Annotated in this window: 27 protein-coding genes; 15 read left to right on the top strand and 12 right to left on the bottom strand. The window is 69.4% G+C overall.

What is annotated here, in order from left to right; genetic code table 11:
* The first annotated feature begins 1 nt into the window (after position 1).
* Positions 2-1,219: an efflux RND transporter periplasmic adaptor subunit gene (locus ACF8ME_RS06865; RefSeq protein WP_392415802.1), complete on the top strand. Its 1,218-nt coding sequence runs from the start codon at positions 2-4 to the stop codon at positions 1,217-1,219.
* A complete protein-coding gene (locus ACF8ME_RS06860; protein WP_392415800.1) occupies positions 1,216-2,670 on the top strand; it encodes an efflux transporter outer membrane subunit in 1,455 nt (484 codons plus the stop codon). Before ACF8ME_RS06865 ends, ACF8ME_RS06860 begins: the two co-directional genes overlap by 4 nt.
* Here ACF8ME_RS06860 and ACF8ME_RS06855 read toward each other — a convergent pair whose 3' ends face one another.
* From ACF8ME_RS06855 to dsrO, 3 genes are all read right to left on the bottom strand, one after another.
* Positions 2,671-5,871 (bottom strand): tetrathionate reductase subunit A, encoded by a 3,201-nt coding sequence (locus ACF8ME_RS06855; protein ID WP_392415797.1) that lies wholly within the window; start codon positions 5,869-5,871, stop codon positions 2,671-2,673. It lies immediately after the preceding gene.
* Between the two features lie 78 nt (positions 5,872-5,949).
* Positions 5,950-6,993, bottom strand: coding sequence for an NrfD/PsrC family molybdoenzyme membrane anchor subunit (gene nrfD / locus ACF8ME_RS06850; RefSeq protein WP_392415795.1), 1,044 nt, complete (start codon positions 6,991-6,993; stop codon positions 5,950-5,952).
* A gap of 16 nt (positions 6,994-7,009) precedes the next feature.
* Positions 7,010-7,855 (bottom strand): sulfate reduction electron transfer complex DsrMKJOP subunit DsrO, encoded by an 846-nt coding sequence (gene dsrO, locus ACF8ME_RS06845; RefSeq protein WP_279214284.1) that lies wholly within the window; start codon positions 7,853-7,855, stop codon positions 7,010-7,012.
* Positions 7,856-8,188: 333 nt separating this feature from the next.
* Between dsrO and ACF8ME_RS06840 the strand changes: the two genes are divergently transcribed.
* Positions 8,189-8,653 (top strand): hypothetical protein, encoded by a 465-nt coding sequence (locus ACF8ME_RS06840; RefSeq protein WP_046242128.1) that lies wholly within the window; start codon positions 8,189-8,191, stop codon positions 8,651-8,653.
* On the opposite strand, the gene ACF8ME_RS06835 is transcribed toward ACF8ME_RS06840, so the two are convergent.
* The 5 genes from ACF8ME_RS06835 to ACF8ME_RS06815 all read right to left on the bottom strand — a co-directional run bounded on the left by ACF8ME_RS06835 (position 8,638) and on the right by ACF8ME_RS06815 (position 12,612).
* Positions 8,638-9,048: a hypothetical protein gene (locus ACF8ME_RS06835; RefSeq protein ID WP_392415793.1), complete on the bottom strand. Its 411-nt coding sequence runs from the start codon at positions 9,046-9,048 to the stop codon at positions 8,638-8,640. The genes ACF8ME_RS06840 and ACF8ME_RS06835 overlap by 16 nt on opposite strands.
* An 11-nt stretch (positions 9,049-9,059) precedes the next feature.
* A complete protein-coding gene (gene dsbG / locus ACF8ME_RS06830; protein WP_392415791.1) occupies positions 9,060-9,866 on the bottom strand; it encodes a thiol:disulfide interchange protein DsbG in 807 nt (268 codons plus the stop codon).
* Positions 9,863-10,861 carry a TlpA family protein disulfide reductase gene (locus ACF8ME_RS06825; protein ID WP_392415789.1) on the bottom strand — a complete coding sequence of 333 codons (999 nt, stop codon included), beginning with the start codon at positions 10,859-10,861 and terminating at the stop codon, positions 9,863-9,865. The genes dsbG and ACF8ME_RS06825 overlap by 4 nt, the downstream gene beginning before the upstream one ends.
* Before the next feature lie 159 nt (positions 10,862-11,020).
* On the bottom strand, positions 11,021-11,203 hold the full coding sequence (locus tag ACF8ME_RS06820) for a hypothetical protein (protein WP_034366011.1): 183 nt from the start codon (positions 11,201-11,203) through the stop codon (positions 11,021-11,023).
* A gap of 179 nt (positions 11,204-11,382) precedes the next feature.
* Complete coding sequence (locus tag ACF8ME_RS06815) at positions 11,383-12,612, bottom strand: MFS transporter (RefSeq protein WP_392415788.1); 1,230 nt, start codon at positions 12,610-12,612, stop codon at positions 11,383-11,385.
* Positions 12,613-12,756: 144 nt separating this feature from the next.
* On the opposite strand from ACF8ME_RS06815, the gene ACF8ME_RS06810 reads away from it, so the two are divergent.
* The 8 genes from ACF8ME_RS06810 (at position 12,757) to ACF8ME_RS06775 (ending at position 19,707) form a co-directional block, all read left to right on the top strand.
* On the top strand, positions 12,757-13,344 hold the full coding sequence (locus ACF8ME_RS06810; RefSeq protein WP_392415786.1) for a TetR/AcrR family transcriptional regulator: 588 nt from the start codon (positions 12,757-12,759) through the stop codon (positions 13,342-13,344).
* 150 nt (positions 13,345-13,494) lie between these two features.
* Positions 13,495-14,157 carry a response regulator transcription factor gene (locus tag ACF8ME_RS06805; RefSeq protein ID WP_012206042.1) on the top strand — a complete coding sequence of 221 codons (663 nt, stop codon included), beginning with the start codon at positions 13,495-13,497 and terminating at the stop codon, positions 14,155-14,157.
* Complete coding sequence (locus tag ACF8ME_RS06800) at positions 14,154-15,683, top strand: ATP-binding protein (RefSeq protein ID WP_392415784.1); 1,530 nt, start codon at positions 14,154-14,156, stop codon at positions 15,681-15,683. The genes ACF8ME_RS06805 and ACF8ME_RS06800 overlap by 4 nt, the downstream gene beginning before the upstream one ends.
* A 190-nt stretch (positions 15,684-15,873) precedes the next feature.
* Positions 15,874-16,611 carry a c-type cytochrome gene (locus ACF8ME_RS06795; RefSeq protein ID WP_016446227.1) on the top strand — a complete coding sequence of 246 codons (738 nt, stop codon included), beginning with the start codon at positions 15,874-15,876 and terminating at the stop codon, positions 16,609-16,611.
* A gap of 17 nt (positions 16,612-16,628) precedes the next feature.
* The gene (locus ACF8ME_RS06790; RefSeq protein ID WP_026061998.1) at positions 16,629-17,639 is read left to right on the top strand and encodes a c-type cytochrome; all 1,011 of its coding nucleotides are present in this window, start codon (positions 16,629-16,631) and stop codon (positions 17,637-17,639) included.
* Positions 17,640-17,942: 303 nt separating this feature from the next.
* Positions 17,943-18,563 (top strand): DUF2325 domain-containing protein, encoded by a 621-nt coding sequence (locus ACF8ME_RS06785; protein WP_016446225.1) that lies wholly within the window; start codon positions 17,943-17,945, stop codon positions 18,561-18,563.
* Positions 18,560-19,063 (top strand): ferric iron uptake transcriptional regulator, encoded by a 504-nt coding sequence (gene fur, locus ACF8ME_RS06780; protein WP_047327410.1) that lies wholly within the window; start codon positions 18,560-18,562, stop codon positions 19,061-19,063. The genes ACF8ME_RS06785 and fur overlap by 4 nt, the downstream gene beginning before the upstream one ends.
* The gene (locus ACF8ME_RS06775) at positions 19,060-19,707 is read left to right on the top strand and encodes a nitroreductase (protein WP_392415783.1); all 648 of its coding nucleotides are present in this window, start codon (positions 19,060-19,062) and stop codon (positions 19,705-19,707) included. Before fur ends, ACF8ME_RS06775 begins: the two co-directional genes overlap by 4 nt.
* Positions 19,708-19,774: 67 nt before the next feature.
* Here ACF8ME_RS06775 and ACF8ME_RS06770 read toward each other — a convergent pair whose 3' ends face one another.
* A complete protein-coding gene (locus tag ACF8ME_RS06770; RefSeq protein WP_016446222.1) occupies positions 19,775-20,662 on the bottom strand; it encodes a class I SAM-dependent methyltransferase in 888 nt (295 codons plus the stop codon).
* Positions 20,663-20,790: 128 nt separating this feature from the next.
* The gene (locus tag ACF8ME_RS06765; protein WP_026061999.1) at positions 20,791-21,297 is read right to left on the bottom strand and encodes a hypothetical protein; all 507 of its coding nucleotides are present in this window, start codon (positions 21,295-21,297) and stop codon (positions 20,791-20,793) included.
* A gap of 153 nt (positions 21,298-21,450) precedes the next feature.
* On the opposite strand from ACF8ME_RS06765, the gene ACF8ME_RS06760 reads away from it, so the two are divergent.
* From ACF8ME_RS06760 to ACF8ME_RS06750, 3 genes are all read left to right on the top strand, one after another.
* Positions 21,451-21,801 (top strand): hypothetical protein, encoded by a 351-nt coding sequence (locus ACF8ME_RS06760; protein ID WP_074921334.1) that lies wholly within the window; start codon positions 21,451-21,453, stop codon positions 21,799-21,801.
* Between the two features lie 189 nt (positions 21,802-21,990).
* Complete coding sequence (locus tag ACF8ME_RS06755; protein ID WP_043790510.1) at positions 21,991-23,328, top strand: hemolysin family protein; 1,338 nt, start codon at positions 21,991-21,993, stop codon at positions 23,326-23,328.
* The gene (locus ACF8ME_RS06750) at positions 23,315-23,824 is read left to right on the top strand and encodes a hypothetical protein (protein WP_047327407.1); all 510 of its coding nucleotides are present in this window, start codon (positions 23,315-23,317) and stop codon (positions 23,822-23,824) included. Before ACF8ME_RS06755 ends, ACF8ME_RS06750 begins: the two co-directional genes overlap by 14 nt.
* Before the next feature lie 173 nt (positions 23,825-23,997).
* On the opposite strand, the gene azu is transcribed toward ACF8ME_RS06750, so the two are convergent.
* Entirely contained in the window at positions 23,998-24,456 is a 459-nt protein-coding gene (gene azu / locus ACF8ME_RS06745; RefSeq protein ID WP_016446217.1) for an azurin, read from the bottom strand.
* A 335-nt stretch (positions 24,457-24,791) separates the two neighbouring features.
* Between azu and ACF8ME_RS06740 the strand changes: the two genes are divergently transcribed.
* Positions 24,792-25,073: a hypothetical protein gene (locus ACF8ME_RS06740; RefSeq protein ID WP_227468558.1), complete on the top strand. Its 282-nt coding sequence runs from the start codon at positions 24,792-24,794 to the stop codon at positions 25,071-25,073.
* Between the two features lie 54 nt (positions 25,074-25,127).
* On the opposite strand, the gene ACF8ME_RS06735 is transcribed toward ACF8ME_RS06740, so the two are convergent.
* Positions 25,128-25,850: an alanyl-tRNA editing protein gene (locus tag ACF8ME_RS06735; RefSeq protein WP_392415780.1), complete on the bottom strand. Its 723-nt coding sequence runs from the start codon at positions 25,848-25,850 to the stop codon at positions 25,128-25,130.
* Positions 25,851-26,156: the final 306 nt, after the last annotated feature.

The following is a 26,156-nucleotide window of genomic DNA, read 5'->3' as shown; positions in this document are numbered from 1 at the left end:
CATGAGTGACTCCGAAAATTCCAATGGCGGCACGGCCGCCTCTGCCTCGCCTGCGCCGGCTCCCGCTGCGGCGCCTTCGCCCTCGCCTTCGCCATCGCCATCGCCCAAGCTCATCAAGCCCTCGCTGCGCAGCGTGCTGGTGATGCTGGTGGTCGCCCTGGCCGGCGTGCTGCTGGTGCTGCGTGCCTGGAACCTGTTCCCCTTCGCGGGCACCGTGGTCAGCACCGACAACGCCTATGTGCGCGGCGCCGTCACCGTGCTCGCGCCCCAGGTCAGCGGCTATGTGACCGAGGTGCTGGTGCAGGACTACGAGAACGTCAAGGCCGGCCAGCCCCTGGTGCGCATTGACGCCCGCACCTACGAAGCCGCCCAGGCCCAGGCGCAGGCCCAGCTGGCCAATGCCCGCGCACAGCTGGCCAATGCCGACCAGACCCAGGCGCAGAACCGCGCCACGCTGGGCGCCAGCCGCGCCGGCCTGGCGGCGGCGCAGGCCGAATCCGACCGCGCCGCAGCCGAGCTGCAGCGCGTGCAGGCGCTGTCCGAGCGCGGCTCCGTCTCGCTCAACGAGCGCGACAAGGTGCGTGCCACCGCGCGCCTGGCGGCCACCAACGTGGCCAAGGCCCAGGCCGACATCGAGATCAACGCCCAGAAGATCAAGGCGACGACGGTGAACCGCGCCTCGCTCGAAGCCCAGGTCCAGATGGCCGAGGCGCAGCTGCGCCAGGCCCAGATCAACCTGGACAACACCGTGGTGCACGCGCCCGGCGATGGCCAGGTCAGCGAAGTCGGCGTGCGCCGGGGCCAGTACGTCACGGCCGGCTCCCAGCTCATGTACGTGGTGCCGCACACGCTGTGGGTGGTGGCCAACTTCAAGGAAACCCAGACCGCCCGGGTGCGCATAGGCCAGTCCGTGCGCTTCAGCGTCGATGCGCTGGGCGGCGCCCACCTCACGGGCCGCGTGCTGGAGATCGCGCCGGCCACGGGCTCGGAATTCAGCGTGCTCAAGGCCGACAACGCCACGGGCAACTTCACCAAGGTCGTGCAGCGCCTGCCAGTCAAGATTGCAATCGATCCCGACCAGGAGCTGGCCGCCAGGCTGCGCGCGGGCATGTCGGTGGTGGTGCGGCTGGATACGGCGCAGCCTGAGCCCCAACCCGCACGGCAACCCGCACAGCAACCCGCACGGCAGCCCGCACCCCAACCGGAGGCCCGCCCATGACCGCCCGCGCACTGGCCATGGCCGTCGCCTGCGCCGCCGCGCTGGCCGGCTGCAGCGTGCCGCCGCTGAGCACCGCGCCTGAAGCGGCCCGCCCCGCCATGCCCGCCCAGTGGAGCGGGGCAGGGCAGGAGCCTGCCGCCGCCGTCCAGGCATCGTGGTGGCAGGCCTTTGGCGATCCGCTGCTCACGCGCTGGGTGGAACTGGCCCAGTCCCGCAACAACGATGTGCTGCTGGCCCTGTCGCGCGTGGATGAGGCGCGGGCCAACCTGGATGTGGCAGGCGCTGCGGGCCTGCCCCAGCTCTCGGCCACGGCCGGCGCCTCCACGGGCCGCAGCCTGGGCGCGCGGGGCCTGGCGCACACGCGCTCGGTTCAGCCCGGCCTGCAGGCCAGCTGGGAGCCTGATCTTTGGGGCCGCATCGCCCACCTGGAAAAGGCCGCCGCCCTGCGCCTGCAGGCCAGCGAGGCCGACCGCGACGCCGTGGCCCTGGCCGTGGCCGCCACCACGGCCCAGGCCTATGTGGGCCTGCGCTCGCTGCAATCGCAGCTGCAAGTGGCCCAGGCCACGGCCCGCTCGCGCGAACAGGCCCTGCGCCTGGCTGACGATCAGGCGCGCGTCGGCTACACCTCGCAGCTGCAGCTCACCCAGGCCCAGGCCGAGCTGCAATCCGTGCAGCAGGCCGTGGAGCAGCTGGAGCTGTCGCTGGCGCGCCAGCGCACGGCGCTTCTGCTGCTGGCCGGTGGCGAGGGTGACGAGCAGGCAGCCGCGCTCATGGCAACAACCGACGGCCAGTCCGCTGCGCTGGGCGCACCGCCGCCTGCGCCGGCCGCCGGCCTGCCTTCGGCCTTGCTGCAGCGCCGCCCCGACATTGCACGGGCGCAGCTGCAGCTGGCGGCCGCTGACGAAAGCCTGGCCGTGCAGCGCACCGCCTTCCTGCCCCAGGTCTCGCTGACGGCCAGCGCCGGCAGCCTGCTGGTCAATGCCCTGCAATACCACCCGGCCACGGTCTGGGCCCTGGGCGGCAGCGTGCTGGCGCCGCTGTTCACGGGCGGGCGGCTGCAGGGCCAGTTCGACGCCGTGACCGCCCAGCGCGACCAGGCCGCCTATGCCTACCGTGGCGTGGTGATCAAGGCCCTGGCCGATGTGGAAAACGCCCTGGTCGGCACCCGGCGCCTGCAGTCGCAGTGGCAGCACGCCAGCGAACGCGAGGCGGTGCTGCAGCGCTCCCTGGGCTTTGCCAAGGACCGCTACGATGCCGGCTACGCCAGCTACCTGGAAGAGCTGGACGCCCAGCGCAATCTCTACCAGGCCCAGCAGGAAGTCATACGCCTGCGCCAGAGCCAGCTGGAAAACGCCATTGCGCTGTACCAGGCGCTGGGCGGCGGCTGGCAGGCCGCCACCACACCAGTCGCTGCAACCGTCGCTGCACCTGTCGCCAGCCCCGCCCGCTGATCAGACCTTCTCGATGCGCGCAGGCAGGCCCTGGCGCACCGCGGCGCCCGACACCCAGTCCACCCACACGTTTTTGCAGCCGGGCCGCGTGGGATCGGCAAAGCCCAGGTCATTGAGGTTCACGCCATTGGCATGCTCGGCGTTCACCGGCATGGGCTGGCCGTCGATGCTGTGGCGGCCCGCGCCCAGCTCGCGGTGGCCGTAGCCGTGCTCGATGGCCACGGTGCCCGGCATCACGCCGTCGCGCACCATGGCCACGGCCGTCACCGCGCCGCCCGGCGTGCGGATGCGCACCGTGTCGCCGTTGGCGATGCCCAGCCGCTCGGCGTCATCGCGGTGCAGGGACACCGGGTTGTGCGGATGCACCTGGCGCAGCCGCGAGACGGCAATCGACATGGAACTCATCAGGTTGGACTTGTACGAGGTCAGCAGCAGCGGCCATTGCTGCTCGCCGAAATGCGTGCGCATGGCGCTGCCGTCGGCCAGCCGCGCCGGATACCAGGTGGGGCAGCCGCTGTAGCGCTCGCCCGTCATGGCGTGGCGCATGCGGGCCAGCTCCTCGCTCCACACCTGCAGGGCAGGCGCGTGGGCCTTGCGGGTGTGGCCATCCTTCCAGGCGTCCTCGATGCGGTCGAAGCGCCCGCCGCGCGTCAGCAGCATGGCCACCTGGCGCCATTCATCGTCCTTCAGGCGCTGGCGCAGCGCGGGCACCAGCCTGTCCACGCCGGTGATGGCGATGTCGTCATCGCTGGCCGCCGGCACGGGCTTGCCACCTGCCCAGGCCACGTTGGCCAGGGCGTGGATGAAGAAGTCCTCGGCCGAGCGCAGCGCATGGGGCTGGCCCTGGGCGTCCTTGATGGCGGCCTCGCCAAAGCCGGGCAGGCCCAGCCGTTCTGCCACGGCGAAGAGAAAGCTCTCCACATTCACGGGCTGGCCGCCGGCCGTGCGCGCCACGGCGGGCTGCACCACGGGCCAGCGCACGGTGGAGCTTTTGGCCACCACGTCGGCCCAGGGCGCCGAGATGCCCCAGCTCTCGTAGGTCACGGTATCGGGCACGATGAAATCGGCCAGCGCGCTGGTCTCGTTGATGAAGGGGTCGATGGAGACGATCAGCGGCAGCTTCTTCGGGTCCTTGAGATCGTCCACCAGCGCATTGCGAAAGCCCGCAATACCGTAGACGGGGTTGCTCATGTGGTTGATCCAGGCCTTTGCGCGGTAGGGGTAGCCGGCCAGCGCGCTGGCCAGCATCTCGCTGGACAGGCCGCCCACGGCCGGGTACCACGGGGCCTGGGCGGCGGGGTAGTCCTTCGCGCCCTCGGGCTGGCCCTCGCGCTTGCGCTGGAATTCCGCGCTTTTCTCGTAGGGCTGGCGGTGGCGTGACAGCGCCAGGCCGCGCGGCTTGACCTTGCCGTCGAAGTTGGCGAAGTCGTAGCGCGGGCCCGGGCCGAAGGGGCCGAACGGGCCGGCATCCAGCACCAGGCCGCCCTGCACGTTGAGGTTGCCCACCAGGGTGTTGAGCATGCTGATGGCGTAGGCGGTGTAGAAGCCCGCGCCGCTCATGGTGCCGCCGTGCGCATCGGCCACGGCGCGCTTGCCATGGCTGGTGAACTCGCGCGCCAGCGCCTCGATCTCGCCGCGCGCCACGCCGCACAGCGCCGCGTACTCGTCCAGTGTCTTGAGGCTGGCCTGCTCATGCAGCTTGGCGAGCGAGGAGCAGACCGACAGCTCGGGGGCCTGGTCCGCGCCTTCGGCCTTCAGGCCGGGCACGGCCACGCGGGTGCGCACCATCAGCTGTGCAGGCTCGGCCTGGGTGTGCGGCGCCAGGCGGCCATCGGCACGCTGCACCACGAACACATCCTGGGCCGGCTTGCCGTCTTCGGCTGGCGCGGGCAGGGCCCAGCCCAGGTCGGCGCCGCGCAGAAAGCTGCCATGGCGCGGGTGGCCGGGCTCGTTGACCAGCAGGTGCGTGGCATTGCTCCAGGACGCCTCGCCCGCCGCCTGCATGGCGGCCGGGCCGGGCTGGGCGAGAAAGCCCGTGTCATGGCGCGCCTCGTCCAGGATGACGCGGATGAGCGCCATGGCCAGGGCCAGGTCGCTGGCCGGCTTGACGGCCAGCCAGCGGTTGCCGCTGCCGGCAGCCAGGCTGGACGAGGTCGGCAGCACGGGCGAGACCACCACGTAGCGGAAACGGTTGTCGTCGCGCGAGCGGGCCTCGGCCAGTTCGCGGCCCTGGCGCTGGAAGGGGTTGCCGGACTGCGCGGGCGCCGCGCCTATGAACAGCCCGAAGCTGGCATGGCTCCAGTCCGGCTTGCCGTGCGGCATGCCGGGCAGGTCGCCCAGGGCCGCTGCCGCACCCACGCGAAAACTCTGGCCGCAGTAGGCGCCGTGGTTGCTGACGTTCACGGTGCCGAAGGACGGCCCTGCAAAGCGGCGCAGCAGCTGGGCGCGGCCTTCGTTGGAGGCGTCGGTCACCAGCAACTGGTTGGAGCGCGGGCCGAACTCGGGGTTGTCGGCGTCCAGCGGCGTCTTGGTGTCCCAGATGGCGCGCAGGCCCTCGACCTGGCCTTCGCCGAACAGATCGCCGCCCTCGCAGACTTCCTGCACCAGTTGCTCGAAGGAAATGCTCTGCCAGCGACCGCTGCCGCGCGGGCCCACGCGCTTGAGCGGGGTGAGCACGCGGTGCGGTGCGTTCTGGTGCTCCAGCATGGACGAGCCGCGCGCGCAGGACGTGGCCCGGCCCTCCAGGCCCAGCTCCTTGCCCAGCTTGGCGTAGACCTCGCGCACGGATTCTTCCATGGCGGCCGGGCGCGTGGTGGCCAGTGGGTGGTAGGGGTTGCCTGCCACGCGCAGGATGCGGTTGCTGGCGGTATCGACACGCACGCGCACGCCGCACTGCGTCCAGCAGCCCAGGCAGCTGGAGGGGCTGACCACCTGGCCGGGCTGTGTGGCGAGCGCGCCCGTGGCCGGGTCGATGCGGAACTCGGGCGTCAGCGAATTGCCGCGCGTGGCGCTGGCCGTGGGCGTGCCCGAGGTGCCTGCGACCAGGCCCTTGGCGCCACGTGCCAGCGTCTCGCCGTAGCCGGCCGCAAAGGCGGCCAGCCCACCGGCGGTGAGTCCGCCGCGCAGCAGCAGGCGGCGGCGGGCGGCCTCGGCATCCAGGGAATCTTCGGGAGCTTGGGGGAGTTTCTTCTTGTCGGTCATGAAAGGCTTTCTGTGGCGCGGCCGGCCGGTGGCGGGCCGCGCTCCGTGAATGGGTAAGGGGTCGTCAGGGCGACGGTGTCAGACGGCGCGGGCCGTGGCCGAGCGCGCGGGAAACAGCTCCAGCGCCCAGGTGGCCAGCGGCACCAGTGCAATGCACAGGCCGGCCACGCCGAGCATGCCCAGCAGGCCGTCGCCGCCCAGCGGCATGTGGTAGATGTACAGGCCCGCGCCGTACTTGGGCACGCCTTGCACGCCCATGAACAGCGCCCAGCGGAAGGCCCAGGCCGCGGCGGCCAGGCCCAGCCCCAGGGCCAGCGTGTAGCGCGGGCAGGCCATGCGCTGCCCGCCCCGCACCAGGGCCCACAGCAGGGCGGCACCGGCCACGGCCGAGCCCAGCATGCTCAGGCGCCAGACCGGAAACTGCTGCCACAGCTGCAGCGCCGCCTGGAAGGAGCGGCCCTGGCCCAGCCAGCCGGCAACGGCCCAGACCGCCGCCATGGCCAGCAGGCACAGCGCCAGCGCCAGGCCCAGCACGCGCAGGGCCTGCAGGGCGCCGGCATCGGGGCGGTGGCGGGCGGGCAGAAAGCGCGCCGTCACCAGCATGCAGCCCACCGTGGCCAGCCAGCCCGTGAGTGCCAGGTTCAGCGGCACCCACAGCGTGTTCCACAGCGGGCGCGAGCGCACGGCCATCAGCTCGGCGCCGGTATAGGCGGTGATGGTCAGCGCCGACACGGCCAGCAGCGGTGCCAGCCAGCGCAGCCACTGCGGCCGGCCCAGCCACCAGGCCAGCACGAAGGCCAGCGCCAGTCCCACGAAGACCGGCAGCAGCAGGGCGCCCACCGACATCCACGACCACGGCGTGAAGTGCGCATAGAAATGCCAGAAGCGCGCAGGCTGGTGCAGGTCGGCCAGCAGCGACACGGGCGCGGCGATGGCGCTGACGGCCAGCACCAGCACGGCGGCCGGCAGCAGGCGCGCCATGGCGCTGCCGCGCGGCGCCCAGGCGCAGGCGGCGGCCAGCAGGGCGGCGCCCGTGGCAATGCCGGCCAGGAAGAAGTACTGCACGGCCCAGGGCAGCCAGGCCGATTCGTAGGCGGGGGTCAGGAGTTCGACGATGTGCATGGGGTGCTCCTTGCGTTCAGTGGGAAGTGACCAGCCGCACGCTGGCCTGCCCGTCCACGCCGTCGACGAAGGCGTCGGGCAATCCCAGGTAGTACACATGCGGGTCCGTGCCCATGGCGGGCTTGAGCACCTTGAGGTCCTTGGCGTGCTCGCGCATGCGCTGGCGGATCTCGCTGCCCTCGTCGTTGAGATCGCCGATCACGCGGGCGCCGCCCACGCAGCTTTCCACGCAGGCCGGCAGCAGGCCGGCTTCCAGGCGGTGCTCGCAGAAGGTGCACTTGTCGGCGGTCTGCGTCTCGTGGTTGATGAAGCGCGCGTCATAGGGGCAGGCCTGCACGCAGTAGCCGCAGCCCACGCAGCGCTCGTTGTCCACCAGCACGATGCCGTCGCTGCGCTGGAAGGTGGCCTGCACCGGGCAGACCGGCACGCAGGGCGGGTTGTCGCAGTGGTTGCACAGGCGCGGCAGGTTGAGCATGGCCGGCGGCAGTTCCTCGTTGCCCGCGTGCTGCACCTCGTACTGCAGCACCGTGGTGCGGAACTGGCCCAGCGGCGGCAGGTTCTCCATGGAGCAGCTCACCGTGCAGGCCTGGCAGCCTATGCAGCGGCGCAGGTCCACCAGCATGCCGTAGCGCCTGCCGGCCTCGCCGGGGCGGCGCGGCGGTTGAAAGCCGGGGGTGCCGGGCGCGGCCGCCGCCACGGGCAGGGCCACGGCCGCCATGGCGGCGGCCAGCAGGTCCTGCAGGAAGCCGCGCTTGCCGGCGGCGGGCTGCGCATGGGCGGCGGTGCGGGCGGGGATGTCCTGGGAGGAGGGCTTGCAGCTGCAGTCGTTGCAGCCGCTGCCGGCGCGGGATGTTTTTGGCATGGCCTGTCTTTCATCGTCCTGCGGCCACGGAGGGTGGTCGCTCAAACTCAATAAAGCATTAAAAATATGCTTTTTATATTGAATTTAATATATGAAATTCAGGGCCTTGGCGGCTTGATGTGAGTCAAGCAATGGGCTTGCAAAGCGCCACCGACTGCCTGCCATGGACAGGCACCCAAGGCAGTCCATAGCGTGTGGCGCAGGGATTAAGACGGGGTTAACAGGGTGACTGCATTCCTCGGGTATGCGGGGCGCGTATCGGAAATCACCCTCTTGTTTCCGTGCGCGGCCCCGGTCTACGCTGCTTGTGTCGCCACTGCCAAGGAGTTCTCCATGAACCATGCCCTGAACAGCCTTGCTTCGGAACTGGACCTTGCCGCCGAAGCCGGCGAGCACCTGAGGCTGCAATTCACACAGGCCTGCGTGGACCGTATCTCGCACCTGCTGGAAGACCCGGACGTCATCCGCTGCGCACAAGGCCTTCGCCGCTACCTGGACGGCCAGATCGACAGGCAGGAGCTGGACCGCCTGGCCCGCGAGGCCGCCAGCCTGGCCAACCACCACCAGGGATCGCGCTCCCTCGACGGCTGCGGCCATGCCGCCGTGTCCGCCACCTATGCCACGGCCCACGGCCTGGCGGGCCGGGCGCTGCAGGCGGCCGACTATGCGGCCTACGCCATGGTCTATGGCGAGGGCGGCCACGGCGCCGTCACGGACCGCGAATCGTTCGAGCCTGAATACCAATGGCAGGCGCGCTGCCTGGCCTCGCTGGCGCAGGCCGCTCAGCAGCGCACGTAGCACCAGGCCGACTGCTGCAGCAGGGCCAGTGACTCGATGCCGCCCTGCGGCAGCACGCGCATGCCGGCAGGCGCCTCGCGGCCCAGCTTCTTGAGCGTGTTCGGGCAGACCAGCACATGGGCCAGGGCCTCTGCATCCAGATGCTGCGGCGTGCCCGGCGCGGCGTCCAGCAGCGCCTCGACGGCCGGGCCGTTGATGACGATGCGGACCTCGGCACCGGGCCGGTCCTGGCGCAGGTTGGCCAGATTGCTGCGCGCACGGGCCAGGGCGCCGGGTGTGGGCGCATGCAGCACGATGCGCAGCGGCGGCGCATCCGGCCGGGAGGGGAACAGGTCGCTCCAGTCGCTGGAGGCGGTGGAAGCGGTGGAAGCGGCGGGACAACGGCTTGTGCTCATGGTCGTCCTCATCATTTCCTGCCACGCGGCCCCATGACCTCTTCCAGCAGGCCCGGTGGCAGGCCGGTGCGTACCTGCACCACTCCCTTGTCATCCTTCCAGACCAGGGCCGGCGTGGCACGCAGGCCCCAGGTGGACATCAGCGAGGCATGGCTGGCCAGCACCTGCCGCGTGGCCTGCGGCACCGGGGCCAGCGGCGTGGCGCCCGCGCCTTCTGCGCTGGCGCGGCCGGCCTTGGCATAGGCACGTGCGTGCTCGGCCAGGGCCTGCTCTGGCTGGCGCGCGGTCAGCATGGCGGCGGCCTTGCCCTCGCTGCTGGGCTTGAGGATGCCCACCAGAATGTGGCGCAACTGCACCTGGCCGCTCTCCACCCAGGGCCGGGCATCGTTCCACAGCTGGTTGCAATAGGGGCAGTTGGGGTCGGTGAACACATAGACCGTGCGCGGCGCGTCGGCGCGGCCATCCGGGATGGACTGGGCGCGCTGCACATCGCTCCACAGCTGCTCGCCCATGGGCTTTTGCACGGCGGCCTGCAGGGCCTGGGCGTTCACGTCGCGGCCCTGGGCGTCGATCACCGTGCCCAGCACCCAGTGCTTGCCGTCAGGCATGCGGTAGATGGGCACGGGCTGGCGGTCGCGGTAGGCGGCCCAGGCCTTGAGTCCACCCACGGCCGGCAGCGGTCCCACCAGGGTCAGTCCCTGCTGGGCCAGGAAATCCTCCGATGGCACCTCGGACGCCGCAGCCGGCAGGGCCAAGGCTGCCGATAGGGCCAGGGCTCCTGCCAGTGCAGGCAGGGGGAACAGGGGGGAAGCGCTCATGAACATTCCTTCAGATGCTGGGCCAGGCTGGCGCGCGACAGCTCGCCCATGCGCATGCCGCACAGCCGGCCGTCGGCGCCATAGAAATAGGTGGAAGGCAGGCCCCGCTGGCGCCAGTGCCGGCCGGCCTGCTGCTGCGGGTCGAACAGCACCTGGGCCAGCGGCAGCGGGGCCGTCGCCTGCTCGCGCTGCAGGTAGCCCATCACGGCCTCGGCTGGCTCGCCCTGGTTGATCCAGATGAAGCGCACATCGGGCCGCTGCTGCTGGGCCTGGGCCAGCACCGGCATCTCGCGCCGGCAAGGCGGGCACCAGGTGGCCCAGAGGTTGATCACCATGGGCCTGCCATCGGCCTGCTGCAACTGCTGCAGAGAGACCGGCTGCGCCTGTCCGTTGACCAGGGTGAAGGCCGGCAGGGCCGGTGCATCTGCGGAGGGCAGCGCCTGCAGCAGGCTGCCCAGCACCAGCAGGGCCGCCCCCGCGCCCAGCGCCAGCCCTGTGGCGCGGCGCAGCACCGGGGAGCGGCGGCTGCGCCACAGCATGTACAGCAGCGCGGCCAGCAGGCCGGCCCACAGGTTCCATCCCCCGTCGCGGATATCGATGATGCGGCCTGCGAAGGCCGGCATCCCGCCCCAATCCCAGGGAGCAGGCGCGTACTCTGCCCACCACTGCGCGACATAGGCCAGGCGCGCCGCCAGCAGGCCGGCCAGGGTGCTTTGCCACAGCAGCGCATCCACGGCCTGGCCCGTGCGCCTTTCATTCCTGCGCGCCAGCCACTGCGCCAGCAGCCAGGCCAGCATGGCCACCACCACGCCCACCGGCAGGACCAGCGGCCCCAGCGCCAGGCTGGCGGGCAGGTGCAGCCAGGCGCCCAGCGCCGATAGCGCTGACGGCCCGCCAGGCTCTGCCGCTCCGGCAAGAACAGGCGAAGGCGCCAGCAGCAGGCCGGCAAGCAAGGGCAGGAAGGACGAAAGAAGAGGGGATGACCGGAGATGCATGGAAGGGAGTTTCAGCCATGCGGGCTGACAGGCCGTGGATGCTGGCAGCGGGGAATTAACGGGGGGTTAACGGCCTGATGGCCTCACGGCCTCACCTGGCTTGCCGGGCGGCAGCGCCCCTCTTGCGCTCGCAAGAAAATCCATCTCATGGATCGAGTGTCAGAACTTATTCCAGAGTGCTGCAAATGCCCCGAAAGAAATGGCAATGAAGAGGGATGCCTTGAAAACCAGCTTGTTTTTCGATGAAGTCGATGGCTTCACTATCTTGTATTTGGAAACGAGCATGACGACGACAAGGGTTAGCACACACACGACGATAAGCCGTGTCTGAAGTTCGTTCATTGCATATCCTTCCATCAAGCGGAATACGGGGTCACGAGCGATGCGAATCCGTGAGGGCAAGGCTTGGATTGTGCATTGGTAATTGCGCGAATTTCCGCTGTGGATGACAAGGAAAATTCCGAAATATTTCAGGATATTTCCGAGGTGACATAGGACTTGTCCTGAAGTTCCTGCGTAATTCAGACTTGGTGATTCTTTGCCTGTTGATGGCCCCAATCTGCTTTGCTTCCAGTCCCAACCAATCCCATGGCCGCAGACAGCAGCAAGGCCGCAGCGGCCAAGCCGCCAGACAGCCAGAGCGTGGCGTGCAGCCCCCAGCCATCGACCAGCTGGCCGCCTGCCCATGAGCCCAGCGCAATACCGATGTTGAAGACGCCAACGTACAGCGCCGTGGCAATTTCCACGGCGCGTGGCGCAGCCTGCATCATCCAGGTCATCAGTCCCACCGATACGCCGCCGTAGGCCAGGCCCCAGACCAGCAGCACGGCGCCACCACCGGTTGGCGAGTCGCCCACGGACAGGAACAGCACAGGCGCCAGCAGCAGGCCCAGGGCGATCGCCGCCAGACTCGGCACCGTGCGGCGCGCCGCGATGATGCCCGCCAGGAAGTTGCCCGCAATGCCCGCGATGCCGTAAGCCAGCAGCAGCGCGCTCATCCATTGCGCATCGAACCCGGACACCGTCAGCAGCAGCGGGCGCACGAAGGTGAAGGACATGAAATGCCCGGCCACCAGCAGCAGCGTCAGTGCCAGCCCGGCCTGCAGCCTGCGGTTGGCCAGCTGATGACTGAATTGGCGCAGGCTGGCCGAGCCTGTGGCAGGCAGGGCGGGGAGAACGGCCATGTGCAGCGCCAGCACCAGTGCGCTGAAGCCTGCCATGCCACCGAATGCCCAGCGCCATCCCGCGAAATCGCCGATCAGCGCGCCCAGCGGCACGCCCAGCACCGAGGCCGCCGCCACGCCGCCAAAGATGATGGAGGTTGCCAGGCCCATCGACGCCTGGGGTACCAGCCGTGCCGCCAGCCCGCCCGCGATTGCCCAGATGCCGCCCATGCAAAAGCCCACCAGGACGCGCGCGGCCAGCAGCCAGATCAGCGACGGCGCCAGCGCCGAGGCCAGGTTGGCCAGCACGAGCAGGGCCAGCAGTCCGCACAGGATGCGGCGCCGGTCCATGCCGCCCGCCGCCATCACCACCAGCGGCGCGAACAGCGCGGCCAGCAGCGCCGGCAGCGAGATCATCAGGCCGGCCCTGCCCATGGAGGTGCCCAGGCTGCCAGCAATGGATGTGAGCAGGCCGACCGGCAGCATTTCCGTGGTCACCACGGAAAAGGTGGCCAGGCCCACGGCGGACACGGCCAGCCACGGGCGGCGCGCGGCGCGTTCGGGCCGCGTGGAGGAAGACGAATTCATGGTCCAGATCCCTTCAAACAGGTGGGGGGTGTTGCACCGCCGTCGCGGGACAGAGAAAATACATACGCTGCGTATGAATAGAATCCTATATACATACAAAGCGTATGTAAATAATCATGCACGCCGTATGTAAGGAGATTGGCCATGGTCCGCCGCACCCGCGCCGAGATGGAAGAAACCCGCGCCACGCTGCTGGCCACGGCCCGCAAGGCCTTTGGAGAGCAGGGCTACGCCGATGCCTCCATGGACGATCTCACCGCGCAGGCGGGCCTGACGCGGGGCGCGCTGTACCACCATTTCGGCGACAAGCAGGGCCTGCTGGCGGCCGTGGTCGAGCAGATCGATGCCGAGGTGGATGAACGCCTGAAGGCCATCACCGCCCATGCCCGGGATCCCTGGCAGGGCTTTCGCAGTCGCTGCCAGGCCTACCTGGAAATGGCGCTGGAGCCTGAAATCCAGCGCATCGTGCTGCGCGATGCGCGCGCGGCTTTGGGCGGAGCGCTGCCGCAATCGCAGCGCCACTGCATTGCGTCCATGCAGGCACTGATTGCGGACCTCATGGCGCAGGGCATCGTGGCCCGGGCCGATCCGCAGGCGCTGGCATCGCTGATCTACGGCAGCCTGGCCGAAGCGGCTTTCTGGATTGCCGAGGGCGAGGACGCCGACCTGCGGCTGGAGCGCGGCGCGGCGGCGCTGGACCTGCTGCTGGGCGGGCTGCTGGCCCGGCCCTGAGCGGGCCGCCTGGCCGCATTCTTGTGCACCCGCCTGCGAAATTCGGCACGCCGCCGCGCCAGCGCGGCAAATCTGCGATGCTCAGTCGCTTTTCGTTCCCGACTTGGATACAGACGGCGGGGCCTGGCGCCAGGCCCTGCGGACAACAACATGCATGTTCTCTTGGTGGAAGACAACGCGCTGGTGGCCAGCGGCGTGCGGGCCGGCCTGCAGCTGCAGGGCTTTGGCGTGGATACCGTGGCCTCGGCCGGGCAGGCGGATGCGGCCATCCGTTCCTCGCATTTCGATGCCTGCGTGCTGGACCTGGGCCTGCCGGACGAGGATGGCCTCTCGCTGCTGGCGCGCTGGCGCGGCCAGGGCCTGCAGGTGCCCGTGCTGGTGCTGACGGCGCGCGATGCCGTGTCACAGCGCATCGAAGGCCTGCAGACCGGCGCCGACGATTACCTGGTCAAGCCCTTTGACCTGCACGAACTGGCGGCGCGCCTGCATGCGCTGCTGCGCCGCGCGGCCGGCCGCAGCGTGGACTGGATCGAGCTGGGCGAGGTGCGCATCAACCCCGCTGCCGGCCATATCCAGCGCCAGGGCCGCACCGTGGAGCTGTCGCGCCGCGAGTGGTCGCTGCTGCGCGCGCTGCTGCAGTCGCCGGGCCGCATCCTGAGTACCGAGCAACTGCGCGACAGCCTCTACGGCTACAGCCAGGACGTGGAGAGCAATGCCGTCAACGTGCATGTGCACCACCTGCGCCGCAAGCTGGGCCATGAACTGGTGGAGACGGTGCGCGGCGAGGGCTACCGCCTGGGCCTGCACCCATGATGCGCAGCCTGCGCGTGCGCCTGCTGGCATGTCTGTGCCTGGCGCTGTGCACGCTGTGGGGCGGGGTGGCGGCCTGGATGTTCTCGGACATGCGCAACGAGCTGCGCACCGTGCTGGATGACCGGCTGATCGCCTCGGCGCGCATGGTGGCCGGCATCGTCCACCAGTTCCGGCCTGCCCGGGAGCTGCCGCAGGACTGGAGCCCCATGCTCAACGTGATCGCGCGCGACGGCGTGGCCTGCGAGGTCAGCCTGGTGCGCGGCGAGGTCCAGCCCGTGCGGCCCGAATCGGCCCTGCCGCAGGTGCTGGCCAAGACCGAGGGCAGCCCCGTGTTCCCGCAGAGCATGCCGCTGGGCTTCTCGACCATCATCAAGGGGGGCAAGCCCTGGCGCACCTATGTGCTGGAGGACCACGGCGTGCGCATCGCCACGGCCGACCGCATCGATGTGCGCGAGGGCCTGATCCACGGCTTTGCCTACACCATCGTCCTGCCCTTCGTGCTGGCGCTGCTGGCCAGCATGGGGCTGATGTGGTGGGCCGTGACCCAGGGCCTCAGGCCGCTGGAGGCCCTGCGGCGCGAGCTGGCGCGCCGCCCGCCCGGCGACGATTCGCCCATGGCCCAGGGCCTGCAGACGCGCGAGCTGGCGCCGCTGGTGGGCACGCTCAACCAGTTGCTGCACCGCGTGCGCGCGGCCATCGACCGCGAGCGCCGCTGGAGCGACGACGCGGCCCATGAGCTGCGCACGCCGCTGACCGCCATCAAGACCCATGTGCAGGTGGCGCAGATGGCGCTGGCGGCGCCCGGCATGCCTGCTGGCCTTCTGGCCGCGCCGCCCGGCTCCATGGCCCGCGATTCGCTGGCCCAGGCGGGCGAGGGCGTGGAGCACCTGCAGCACACGCTGGAGCAGTTGCTGCTGCTGGCGCGGCTGGAGCAGCATGAACCGGGTGCCGCCAATGCGCTGGCCTGCGGCGATGCGCCTGCCGATGCGCTGCAGGCGCTGGACAAGGCCTGGCAACTGGCGGTGAATGCCGTGAGCGCCGGAGCACCGGCGCCGGCGCAGCGCCAATGGTTGGACACGCACCAGCAGCCCGGCAACGGCGCCTGGCCGCTGGCCATCTCCGAGCCCCTGCTGGTCTCGGCCCTGCGCAATCTGCTGGAAAACGCCCTGCGCCATGCGCCGCAGCATGCCGTGGAACTGGCGGTGCGGCCCATTGGCGCCATGCCGGGCAAGACACAGCAGCCGGGCTCAGGCTATGTGGAGTTCACCGTGGCCGACCATGGCCCGGGGCTCAGCGCCGAGGAATGCGAAGAGGCCACGCGCCGCTTCTGGCGCAAGCGTCCCCAGGAGCATGGCAGCGGCCTGGGCCTGCCCATCGTGCAGCGCATCGCCGAATGCGCAGGCGGCTGCCTGCTGCTGCAGCCGCGCAGCCTGTGGCGGCCCGAAGAAGGCGATGCGAGCGGGCTGGTCGCACGCCTTTATCTGCCGTTGGCGGCGGGCGCCGGCGCACTGGTGCCGACGCACTGACGAGAGCGCACCGACGCCGGCGCATTAACGCCGACTTAATCTGCGCTGCGTATCGTGCCGACCTGGCTGGCCAGCCGCGCAGGCATTGCGCCGTGCGGGGGCAGCCGCAGGTATCCAGAACTGACCCTGTCCGCCGCTGCCGCGCACCTGCCGGCGCCCACGCATGGCAGGGCAACAGCCTCTTCCCACGATGAACCGCATGAACAAACAGACCCTGTCCCGGTCGTGCATCGCCATTGCTGTCGGCATCTGCATGCCGATGGGCGGCGCCTGGGCACAAGACACCTCCGCTGCGCAGGCGGCAGTGCAAGGCAACGCTGCCGCTGGCCAGAAGATCGCCCAGGCGGGCACGCCCCAGGGCGCGGCGGCCTGTGCCACCTGCCACGGCGCCAAGGGCGAGGGCATGGCGGGCTTTCCGGCCCTGGCCGGCCAGCACGCCGGCTATCTGGCGCGCCAGCTGCAGCACCTGGCCGACGGCAGCCGGCAGGCGCCCGTGATGGCGCCCATGGCCAAGGCCCTGTCGGCCCAGGACCGTGCCGACGTCTCGGCCTACTACGCCAGCCTGCCGCTTCCCATCCAGCCCGTGCGCGGCCCGCTGCCCAAGGGCAAGGACGATGACGGCGCCTGGCTGGTCGAACGTGGCCGCTGGGCCGACGGCATTCCTGCCTGCGCCCAGTGCCATGGCCCTGGCGGCGTGGGCGTGGGAGCGGACTTCCCCGCCATCGGCCACCTGACGGCCGACTACATGCAAAGCCAGGTCGCCGCCTGGAACAAGGGCCAGCGCGAGGCCGGCCCCCTGGGCCTGATGGGCAAGATCGCCCGCAAGCTCACGCCCGAAGACATCCAGGCGGTGGCGTCCTACTACGCCCGCCTGCATGGCGCGGGCACAGCCACCGCAGCCACGGCCTCCGCGCCGGCCAAACCCTGATGGACCGGGAGCTGATCATGTCCGACACACCACGCAATCCCGCCCCCGGCAGTTCCAACACCGCCGAATACATCGTCGTTGCCTGCCTGTTCGCCGGTCTGGCGGGCACACTCGCCTATGGCATGTACGTCAGCCGTCCTGCCCGGCCTGACGTGCCGGTCAACGTGGCCGCCGCACCCGCCGCACCCGCTGCTGTCCCCGCAAAGCCCGATGCCCAGCCCGTTCAGGGGGCTGCCGACGGCGCAGCCTTCACGCCGCCCGGTGCCCGCGACATTCCGGACACCCCCATGGGCGAGTGGATCCGCCGTGGCGAGGCCATCTTCCTGCGCACGCCGGCCAACGCCGTGGGCTTTTCGGGCAACACCCTCAACTGCGTGAACTGCCACCTGGACGCAGGCCGGCTCAAGGGCGCCGCACCCATGTGGGGTGCCTACCCGCTGTACCCGGCCTACCGCAAGAAGACCAACCACGTGGACACCTTCGCCGAGCGCGTGCGCGGCTGCTTCATGTACAGCATGAACGGCAAGGCGCCCGACGACGGCCACGACATCCTCGTGGCGCTGGAGGCCTATGCCTACTGGATGGCGCAGAAGGCGCCCACGGGCGAGAAGCTGCCCGGCGCGGGCTTCACCAAGGTGGGCAAGGCCGCGCAGGAGCCCAGCTTCGAGCGCGGCGCCAAGGTGTACGAGGCCAAGTGCGCCCTGTGCCACGGCCCTCAGGGCCAGGGCCAGGAAGTAGGCGGTGTAACCGTGTTCCCGCCGCTGTGGGGCAAGCAGTCCTACAACTGGGGCGCGGGCACGCACGAAGTGGACAAGGCCGCCAGCTTCATCAAGGGCAACATGCCCTACGGCAACCCCACGCTGGATGACCAGGAGGCCTGGGACGTGGCCACCTACATCAACAGCATGGAGCGCCCCCAGGACCCGCGCTTCACCGGCAACGTGGCCGACACGCGCAAGCAGTTCCACGACAACCCGTACTCGCTGTACGGCACCGAGGTCAACGGGCGGCTGCTCAAGGGTCTTTGAGCGGATCGGACAGGCAACGGCAGGCCGGGCGCAGGCCTGCGTTGCCGTACATGGCAGGGCGCTGACAGCCGCCCTGCAAGCGCATCTGCGCCGGTGCGGCCTTTGCACCAGACGGCGTACGGTCATCGGTTTGACGGCCGGCATTTCATGATTTAATAAGAATCATTCTCACTGATTTGCCGACGCATCCGGCTTGCACCGCAGCACACCGCCTTGCCGGCAAGCCCGGCCCGTGCCGCACGCGGCCATGCGCACAGGCCTTCGCGCGACCGCCGCGCGATGCTCAGGTTTGCCGAGGAAACCATGACCCAGACCTTGGACGACATTCAGCAGCTGGCGCACGAGCACCAGGTGCTGCTGCGTGGCTACGGCCACGCCCAGTTGCGCAGCAGCGAGCTGCTGTGCCTTCAAGCCCAGGAAATAGAGAGGCTGCAAAGGCTGGTGATCCGCCAGCGCGCGGCCTTGATGGCCAAGGAAACCCAGCTGCTGTGGGCGCGCGAGGAGCGCGAGGCGCTGGAGAAGGCCATTCCCGGCCTCTCGCGCCGCGTCACGCTGGCGCGGCGCGTGGAGTCGCTGCTGGTGCGCGTGCAGGACCTGTTGCGCGAGCGCGCACGCTGGCAGCGCCAATCGGCCGCGCCCCTGGCGCAGCCCGCCGTGCCTGCAGCGGGCGCGCATGCGCGGGAGCCCGAACAGGACGCCGAGGCCTTCGAGGCCAGCCTGCGCGAGGCCGACCTGGTGATCTGCCAGACCGGCTGCCTGAGCCACGGCGAGTACTGGCGCGTGCAGGACCATTGCCAGCGCACGGGCAAGACCTGCGTGCTGGTGGAGCAGCCCGATGCGCTGCGCATCGTCCGCATACACCGGGGCGCCGACGGCGGCGACAACCCCGCCATGACGCTGAGCCACGGAGACACGACCGCATGACACGCAGCAAGATGCCCCTGAGCCCGGGTGGCGAACCCGAACTGCGCAGCGTGGGCCTGAAGGCCACGCTGCCGCGCATGCAGGTGCTGGAAATCTTCAGGCAGAGCGCATCGCGCCACCTGCATGCCGAGGACGTGTTCCGCCTGCTGGCCGAGCGGCGTGCCGAAGTGGGCCTGGCCACCATCTACCGCGTGCTGTCCCAGCTGGAGGCGGCGGGCCTGCTGCTGCGCCAGACCTTTGAAAGCGGCAAGGCGGTGTTCGAGCTCAACGAGGGGCCGCACCATGACCACCTGATCTGCCTGCAGTGCGGACGCGTGGATGAATTCAGCAACGACCACATCGAGGCGCTGCAGCACCAGGTGGCCCAGGCCCACGGCTACCGCCTGGCCGACCACCGCCTGGCCCTGTACGGCCATTGCAGCGCGTGCTCGCAGCTGCCACCCGAATCACCGGCACAGCCCGAGCAGGCAAGACAGCCTGCGCTGCAGGACAACGAATGAGCACCAACGACAGATCCCTGACCCCCGAGCAGCGCGCCGCCCTGGACCTGCTGATGTCGCGCCAGTCGCGCTGGCCGCTGCAGAACCCGGCGCCGGGCGCAGACGTGATCGACACCGTCATCGATGCCGCACTGCGCGCCCCCGACCACGGGCAGCTGCGGCCCTGGCGCTTCGTGCTGGTGCAGGGCGATGCGCGCCATGCGCTGGGCGAGGTGTTCGTGCAGGCCGCCAGGGCGCGCGACCCGCAGGCCGACGCCGAGCGATTCCGCGCCAAGGCCTTGTCCGCCCCGCTGATCATTGCGCTGGGCGTGCACCTGCAGCCCGAGCACAAGGTGCCAGAGAGCGAGCAACTGCTGGCCGGTGGCGCTGCCGCCATGAACATGCTCAACGCCCTGCACATCCTGGGCTTTGGCGGCTTCTGGGCCAGCGGCGCCAACAGCCACGATGCGCGCGTGCGCGAGGCCCTGGGATTCGAGCCCCATGACCGGCTCGTCGGCCTGCTGTATGTGGGCACGCCCGTCTCGGCCGGCCGCGAAGCCCTGCGGCCGCCGCGCAACCGCTTTGTGCGCGAATGGCAGCCCGGGCAAGACCTGGTGCAAGGCCTGGCCCTGGCCCTGTCTTCCAGCGCGGCCGACGCAGGCTGATCCTGCTTCCTTGAAGCAAAGATGCCCGGCTTGACCGGGCATCTTTCGTTGCGGCTGCGCAATCGGCCTAAGCCGCCGTCTCGACCGACTTCAGCTGGTAGATGGCATAGAAGTGCACGCCAAAGGTCCAGCGGAATGCCGGCCCCACCAGCGAGTAGGGCGGGCCGTAGCCTTCCATCACCTGGTGCGCGGCCACCAGCTGCAGGCGGGGATGGGCTTGCGCCAGATCGGCCTCGCGGCGCAGGCCCCAATGGAACTGGGCCTGGGTGAGCCGGACCGAAGGGTGCTGGCTTGCGCGCCCGGCCGCCAGCCAGCACATGGCGTCGAACACCAGCTCCGAGCCCGGCGGGCTGCGTTGCGCAAACGTGGTCCACAGCGCCTGCATCTGCTCTGGCTGCAGGTACATGGAAACGCCCTCGGCCATCATGAACACCGCAGGCCCGGACCTGTCGGCCGGCAGTCCCAGCCGCTGCCACCAGTCGGCATCGGCCAGGTCGAATTCGCGGATCTCCTGGCGCTCCGATTGCCGGGGCAGCAGCTGCCTGCGCAGCGCGGTCACCGGTCCCAGGTCCGCATCCGTCATGTGCATCTGCCCGTTGTCCAGCCATTGGAAATAGTCGCTGAGGCCGCAGCCCAGGTTCACCACATGGCCCTGCGGCTGGCGCTGCAAGAAGTCCTGCGCCAGCGCGCGAAAGCAGTGCGTGCGCGCCAGCACGCCGTAGATGCTCTGCCGGTCCTGCAGCCACCGGCTGCCGTCGTCGCCCAGCTGGGTCAGGGTGTCCAAGGCGTGGGCGTCACTGACGGCCATGCCGGGAAACAGCCGCTCGCCCAGGGCGCGGGCGGCCAGTGGAATGCGCAAGGTCTCGCTGACATCGGACAGTTTTTCCTGGCGTGGCGAGGAGGGCTGCGCGTCGGGCAAGGCCGTCGCGGCCGTCGGGGCAAGAGATTCGGGCATGGCGGGCTCCTGTGCGTTGCCGGCCGGGGCGGGCGGCATCCACCTTCCATGAATTGCTTCAAGGGCTGATACCCATATTAGGGCCTGTTCGCACGAATGCAGGCAACCCGAAGGGAAGCTGCCTGCCATCAATCCTTGTTCACCTTGTGGTCCTCGCCCTTGGCCTGTTCCATGGCCTCGGGCTCCAGCTCCTCGGCGGAGCGGTTGAGGTGGATGAAGGCACCCCAGCCCAGCAGCAGGACACCCACGGCGCTGACCAGGGCGGCGGGATAGAGCAGGTGGGCCGGCTCTTCCTGCGTCTTGAAGGCAGCGACCAGGGCTTCGACGGCCAGGGCCACGACCAGCACCACCAGAAAGCGCGAGAGAAACCGGCGCACGCGCGTGGGGCCGCTGATATGGGCCTCGCGTATGACCTCCTCTTCGGTGATGGTCTGGGCGATCTGCAGCGCGACCACGCCCGAGGCCAGAATGCCCAGCGCCTCGACGATGCGCAGGCCCGAATCGCCATCCACGCCATGCGCCATGGCGTTCCAGCCCTTGAGGCCTGCAATCCACAGCAGGGCGATGGCCGCCAGCGAAAACAGCAGGGCGATGAGCGCGTGCACGACGGTGAAAAGGGTATGGAGTGCTTTCATGGCAAAGGGCGGAGAGTGGGCCGTGGCGCATGTTTCCACGGCGCCGGCGCGCCGCTTGTAGGAAACGGCGAACAGCCGTGGACAGTGGCAGGCAGCGGTGGGCAGGCGCGGTGCCTGCCCGCGGGTGCGGCGCATGGATAAAATCCCCGGACCATGTCCAGATGGTTCATCGTGGCTTTTTCCCTGCACTTCGTCGTCAGCGTGGCCTTGTCCACGCTGGGGCTTGTGCCATGGCGGGCCCTGCCGGGGGCCGCTTGCGAGCCGGCCGGCGCCGCCTGCGCCAGCGTGCAGCGCACGGCAACGCCGCTGGTGGACACGGCCTCCCTGCTCGATGACTTCGACCATGCGCTGATGGACGATCAGCAGGACCTCCCCGATGTCATGCATGCCGTCGATGGCGTGGATGCCCCTCGGCTGCAGGCCGATCGCCATGTCGCCAGCAGCCTTCGCGAAGGACCGTGGCGCAGCCTGGCCCCGCCCGACCGGCCTCCCCGGGCGGCCTGATCCCCTTTGCGACCTGCCGGGGCCGTTGGCTCCGCCGGGTCGGCGCATGCGGCATCCACGCCGTTCGCCGGGTCCTGTCCGGCATGCCCCGTCTGCGGGGCTGGCCTATCGCTTCCAATCTCTCCGGACCCAGCGCAGCATGGGCCCTTTTTGCCGCAGCGGCGGCTCCCGGTTCCCAGAACAAGCATCATGGAAATTGCCATTCTTTTTGCGCTGATCCTGCTCAATGGCGTCTTCGCCATGTCCGAGATCGCGCTGGTGACGGCGCGCAAGGCTCGCCTGCAAAAACTCATAGACGAGGGGGACGCCGGCGCCGCCGCAGCCGCCCAGCTGGGGGCCGACCCCACGCGTTTCCTGTCCACCATCCAGATCGGCATCACCTCCATCGGCGTGCTCAACGGTATCGTCGGCGAGGCCGCGCTGGCCGCTCCCCTGGCCGAGTGGCTGCAGCGCCTGGGCGTGCCCTCGCCCTATGGCGGCTACACGGCCACGGCGCTGGTGGTGGTGCTGATCACCTACTTCTCCATCGTCGTCGGCGAGCTGGTGCCCAAGCGCATCGGCCAGACCTACCCAGAGACCTTTGCGCGCCTGATCGCACGCCCAGTCAACTGGCTGGCCCATCTGACCAAGCCCTTCGTGGTGCTGCTGTCCGTGTCCACCCATGCGCTGCTGCGCCTGCTGGGCGTCAAGGAAAACAGCGGCAGCGCCGTCACGGAGGAAGAGATCCACGCCATGCTGGCCGAAGGCACGACGGCCGGCGTCATCGAATCGCACGAGCACACCATGGTGCGCAACGTGTTCCGCCTTGACGACCGCCAGATCGGCTCGCTGATGGTGCCGCGCAGCGACGTGGTCTGCCTGGATGCCGATGCGCCATTCGAGGACAACCTGCGCGTGATCGAGCAGTCCGACCATGCGCGCTTTCCCGTGGTGCGCGGCGGCATGGACTCCATCATCGGCGTGCTCAACGCGCGCCAGTGGCTGTCGCGCGCGCTGCAGGGCAAGGATCAGGGCCTGACCGACCAGCCCATGCAGACCGCGCTCTATGTGCCCGAGACCATCACCGGCATGGAGCTGCTGGAGAGCTTTCGGCTGTCCGACGTGCACATGGCCTTCGTGATCGACGAGTACGGCGAGGTCCAGGGCATCGTCACCCTGCAGGACCTGGTGGAGGCCATCACGGGCGAATTCCAGCCCCGCGATCCGCGCAACTCCTGGGCGCTGCAGCGCGAGGACGGCAGCTGGCTGCTGGACGGCCACATCCCCGTGCCCGAGCTCAAGGACCGGCTGGAGCTGGCCACCGTGCCCGAGGAGGAGCGCGGCCGCTACCACACGCTGGCCGGCATGGTCATGCTGCTCACGGGCCGGCTGCCGCGTGTCACCGACACCGTGCAATGGGAAGGCTGGCGCTTCGAGGTGGTGGACATGGACGGCAAGGCCATCGACAAGGTGCTGGCCATGCGCGTGGACGTGTCGCTGCAGGTGCCCGGCGACGAAGACGCAGGAGCAGCCCATGCACCGCGTTGAACGACGGGCCCCGCGCTGCGCCTGGAAACTGCTGGCATGCGCGGCGGCCGTGGTCTTCATGGCCGCCTGCCTGGACGGCGTGCAGGGCTATCCGCAGCAGCAGGCGCCCATCATCAGCCCCTACGACATGACGCAGGAGCAGCGGCTTGCCGAAATGAACGCCATGGGCGCGGCCGGCCATGCCGACCACCGCTGGACCTACGAACTGCGCCCCGGCTGCGTGCTGCGCGTGGACCTGGACGGCCCGCAAGGCCCGCGCCCTTCCCTCGATATCGCCCTGCTGGGCAGCGTGGTGGCCGTCACGGCCCAGCGTGAACGCGGCAGTTTCCGCGTGGAGCTGCAGCCCGGCGACGGCCTGCAGTCGGCACGGTCCCTGGTGCTGGAAAGCACCAAATGGGCCGACGCCAGCTGGACCCAGCTGCTGCTGCGCCTGATGCAAAAGGGTTGCATGGAAATGCAGGGCCGCCCGCACGGCAGGACCGCCAGCCGGCACTGAGAGGCAGCGCACAACGGCACGGATCGGCATGCATCGGCAGGGACCGGCAGGGACCGGCAGGCCAGGCAAGCGTGGCTTGCCCGGTCCCGCAAATGTGAGGGGCGGAAACGACAAGCGGCACCGAAGTGCCGCCGGGTAGGGCGCAGGGTCCCGGGCCAGGGCAGATCGCCGGCTTACTTGGCCAGCGTCAGCGTGCCCTTCATCAGCGCGGAATGGCCGGGGAAGGAGCAAAAGTAGCTGTAGGCCTCGCCCGCCTTCAGGGCGGCGGTGGAGAAGGTCACGGAGTCGGTCTCGCCGCCGCCGATCACCTTGGTGTGGGCGATCACGCGGGCGTCCTTGTCCTTCACGAAGTCCTTGGCGGCGCCGGCGGCGATGCCGTCATTGGCCACGGGCTGCAGGTCGGCCGTCTTGCTCAGTACCCAGTTGTGGCCCATGGCCGTCTTGGGCAGCTTGCCCACGTGCTTGAGCTTGACCGTGAACTGCTTGCAGCTGGCGGGCACGCTGATGGTGGGCTTGTTGAACTGCATGGCGTCATTGCCTTCGATCTCGACGGCGCAGTCGGCGGCCAGCACAGGTGCGGCGACGGCAGTCATTGCGAGGGCCAAGAGGACGGGTTTCCATTGCATTGCCATTGTTTTCTCCTTGAAAAGCGGGTGAGGTGGCTGGCATCCGGTGGCCATGGACCGGCAGGCGGTCTGTCGCCATGGATGCTTTGTATGGCTGCCTCCAGCATAGACAGGATGGGGGAGGACGGGTTGATTTGAATCAAGTCAAAACAGTTCGAAGACCTGCGCTCCAAGCATGCGGTATGGCGTCACGCCGGCACGGTATGCGCGGTGGCTGTCGCCCGGAATCACTTGCCGTCCGTCGTCTTTTGGCGACGGGCAACCCCACAGCTCGCATGCCTCTACTCACCTCAGTCACATTTGGGTACGATTGCGGAACATAGAGGGGGTTTATGAGAGTGATGGTTTTCATAGGCGCTGTCATTGGCGCCATCTTTCTGCTGACGGCGTTCTTCGTCGACAGCTCCCAGCAACAGACGGCGCTGGCGGGCATGGCCTGTGCCAGCGTCCTCATTCCGTACGTGCTGTTCAGGCTGCACTCGATCGCCGTCGAGCAGGACAAGCTCGATCAGATCCTGCAGCTGATGCGAAAGTCCGGCAGCCAGCCCGAAGGGGTGGCTCCGGGCGGCGAGGGGTCCCGTGAGCCGGGTGGCCCCTCGGCGCCCAGGTCCTGGATGTCCTGAGGCGCGGGGCGGCAGCCAAGGCAGGTCTGGCAGGCCAGGCAGGTCCTGCAGGCCTCAGGCGAACTGCACGACCACGCGCCGGTTGGTGCGGCTTTTCTTCTCGATCTTGGTGACGGCCACCGTGCCGATCTCGGCCGTGCTGCGCACATGCGTGCCGCCGCAGGGCTGGCGGTCCAGGCCGGCGATGTCGATGATGCGGATCGTCGCCGTGCCGCCCGGGGGCGCCGCGCCTGCGGTGCGTACCAGGTCGGGCTGGGCGGCCAATTGCTCGGGCGTGATGCGGTCCACGTTCACGGCATGGCTGGCGGCGATCAGGGCGTTCAGGCGCTCCGTCAGATCGGCCTTGTCCAGCGTGGATTCAGGCAGGTCGAAATCCAGGCGTGCCGAGTCCGGCGAGATGCTGCAGCCCGTCACGGGCACGGGCACCAGCACGCCCAGCAGGTGCAGGCAGGTGTGCAGGCGCATCAGACGGTGGCGCCTGTCCCAGTCGATGGCTACCTGCACGCGCTCGCCGACCTGGGGCGGCGCATCGGTCTGCAGCACATGCAGGATGCGCTGGCGGTCATCGGCATAGACGGTGTCGATGACCGCCAGGCTGCGTCCGTCGGCCAGGATCAGCGTGCCGGTGTCTCCGGCCTGGCCGCCGCTGCGGGCATAGCAGACCGTGGCATCCAACTCGATGCCTTCGGGGCTGACCGCGATCACGGTGGCTTCGCAGCGGTCCAGGTAGGCGTCGTCGTCAAAGAGCTTGTGCGTCTGGGACAGGGGCATGGGCATGGGGTGTCTCCGGGGTCATGTCGCGGTCCATGGTATCGGCGGCATGGCGGGGCCGGGCAGTACGCCTGGGCGAAAAGTCCCCAGTACAGTCCATTGCCCGCAGCGGTGGCAGTCGGCTGCTTGACAGCCTGTCAAGTGCCCGGGTCCGCGACCTGACAAGATCGGCGCCCGCGCCGCGCGCGTGCCGCTGAACAATGGCGCATTCCTTGCCGACGGCGCTACAGATTTTTCCGAAGCTGACGACATACGCAGGGCATGAATCTGTGAGTTTTCCGAGGAACTGTCCGAATGGATCAAGAACCTTTG

Source organism: Delftia sp. WSY_7, from assembly GCF_043104845.1.
Classification (GTDB): Bacteria; Pseudomonadota; Gammaproteobacteria; order Burkholderiales; family Burkholderiaceae_C; genus Comamonas; species Comamonas tsuruhatensis.
This window is presented reverse-complemented; position numbering and strand designations above follow the sequence as displayed.

What these genes read in the sequence shown, in the direction of transcription:
- ACF8ME_RS06865 (WP_392415802.1), top strand. Translation starts at nt 2, where the DNA reads ATGAGTGACTCCGAAAATTCCAATGGCGGCACGGCCGCCTCTGCCTCG.
- ACF8ME_RS06860 (WP_392415800.1), top strand. Translation starts at nt 1,216, where the DNA reads ATGACCGCCCGCGCACTGGCCATGGCCGTCGCCTGCGCCGCCGCGCTG.
- ACF8ME_RS06855 (WP_392415797.1), bottom strand. Translation starts at nt 5,871, where the DNA reads ATGACCGACAAGAAGAAACTCCCCCAAGCTCCCGAAGATTCCCTGGAT.
- nrfD (WP_392415795.1), bottom strand. Translation starts at nt 6,993, where the DNA reads ATGCACATCGTCGAACTCCTGACCCCCGCCTACGAATCGGCCTGGCTG.
- dsrO (WP_279214284.1), bottom strand. Translation starts at nt 7,855, where the DNA reads ATGCCAAAAACATCCCGCGCCGGCAGCGGCTGCAACGACTGCAGCTGC.
- ACF8ME_RS06840 (WP_046242128.1), top strand. Translation starts at nt 8,189, where the DNA reads ATGAACCATGCCCTGAACAGCCTTGCTTCGGAACTGGACCTTGCCGCC.
- ACF8ME_RS06835 (WP_392415793.1), bottom strand. Translation starts at nt 9,048, where the DNA reads ATGAGCACAAGCCGTTGTCCCGCCGCTTCCACCGCTTCCACCGCCTCC.
- dsbG (WP_392415791.1), bottom strand. Translation starts at nt 9,866, where the DNA reads ATGAGCGCTTCCCCCCTGTTCCCCCTGCCTGCACTGGCAGGAGCCCTG.
- ACF8ME_RS06825 (WP_392415789.1), bottom strand. Translation starts at nt 10,861, where the DNA reads ATGCATCTCCGGTCATCCCCTCTTCTTTCGTCCTTCCTGCCCTTGCTT.
- ACF8ME_RS06820 (WP_034366011.1), bottom strand. Translation starts at nt 11,203, where the DNA reads ATGAACGAACTTCAGACACGGCTTATCGTCGTGTGTGTGCTAACCCTT.
- ACF8ME_RS06815 (WP_392415788.1), bottom strand. Translation starts at nt 12,612, where the DNA reads ATGAATTCGTCTTCCTCCACGCGGCCCGAACGCGCCGCGCGCCGCCCG.
- ACF8ME_RS06810 (WP_392415786.1), top strand. Translation starts at nt 12,757, where the DNA reads ATGGTCCGCCGCACCCGCGCCGAGATGGAAGAAACCCGCGCCACGCTG.
- ACF8ME_RS06805 (WP_012206042.1), top strand. Translation starts at nt 13,495, where the DNA reads ATGCATGTTCTCTTGGTGGAAGACAACGCGCTGGTGGCCAGCGGCGTG.
- ACF8ME_RS06800 (WP_392415784.1), top strand. Translation starts at nt 14,154, where the DNA reads ATGATGCGCAGCCTGCGCGTGCGCCTGCTGGCATGTCTGTGCCTGGCG.
- ACF8ME_RS06795 (WP_016446227.1), top strand. Translation starts at nt 15,874, where the DNA reads ATGAACCGCATGAACAAACAGACCCTGTCCCGGTCGTGCATCGCCATT.
- ACF8ME_RS06790 (WP_026061998.1), top strand. Translation starts at nt 16,629, where the DNA reads ATGTCCGACACACCACGCAATCCCGCCCCCGGCAGTTCCAACACCGCC.
- ACF8ME_RS06785 (WP_016446225.1), top strand. Translation starts at nt 17,943, where the DNA reads ATGACCCAGACCTTGGACGACATTCAGCAGCTGGCGCACGAGCACCAG.
- fur (WP_047327410.1), top strand. Translation starts at nt 18,560, where the DNA reads ATGACACGCAGCAAGATGCCCCTGAGCCCGGGTGGCGAACCCGAACTG.
- ACF8ME_RS06775 (WP_392415783.1), top strand. Translation starts at nt 19,060, where the DNA reads ATGAGCACCAACGACAGATCCCTGACCCCCGAGCAGCGCGCCGCCCTG.
- ACF8ME_RS06770 (WP_016446222.1), bottom strand. Translation starts at nt 20,662, where the DNA reads ATGCCCGAATCTCTTGCCCCGACGGCCGCGACGGCCTTGCCCGACGCG.
- ACF8ME_RS06765 (WP_026061999.1), bottom strand. Translation starts at nt 21,297, where the DNA reads ATGAAAGCACTCCATACCCTTTTCACCGTCGTGCACGCGCTCATCGCC.
- ACF8ME_RS06760 (WP_074921334.1), top strand. Translation starts at nt 21,451, where the DNA reads ATGTCCAGATGGTTCATCGTGGCTTTTTCCCTGCACTTCGTCGTCAGC.
- ACF8ME_RS06755 (WP_043790510.1), top strand. Translation starts at nt 21,991, where the DNA reads ATGGAAATTGCCATTCTTTTTGCGCTGATCCTGCTCAATGGCGTCTTC.
- ACF8ME_RS06750 (WP_047327407.1), top strand. Translation starts at nt 23,315, where the DNA reads ATGCACCGCGTTGAACGACGGGCCCCGCGCTGCGCCTGGAAACTGCTG.
- azu (WP_016446217.1), bottom strand. Translation starts at nt 24,456, where the DNA reads ATGGCAATGCAATGGAAACCCGTCCTCTTGGCCCTCGCAATGACTGCC.
- ACF8ME_RS06740 (WP_227468558.1), top strand. Translation starts at nt 24,792, where the DNA reads ATGGTTTTCATAGGCGCTGTCATTGGCGCCATCTTTCTGCTGACGGCG.
- ACF8ME_RS06735 (WP_392415780.1), bottom strand. Translation starts at nt 25,850, where the DNA reads ATGCCCATGCCCCTGTCCCAGACGCACAAGCTCTTTGACGACGACGCC.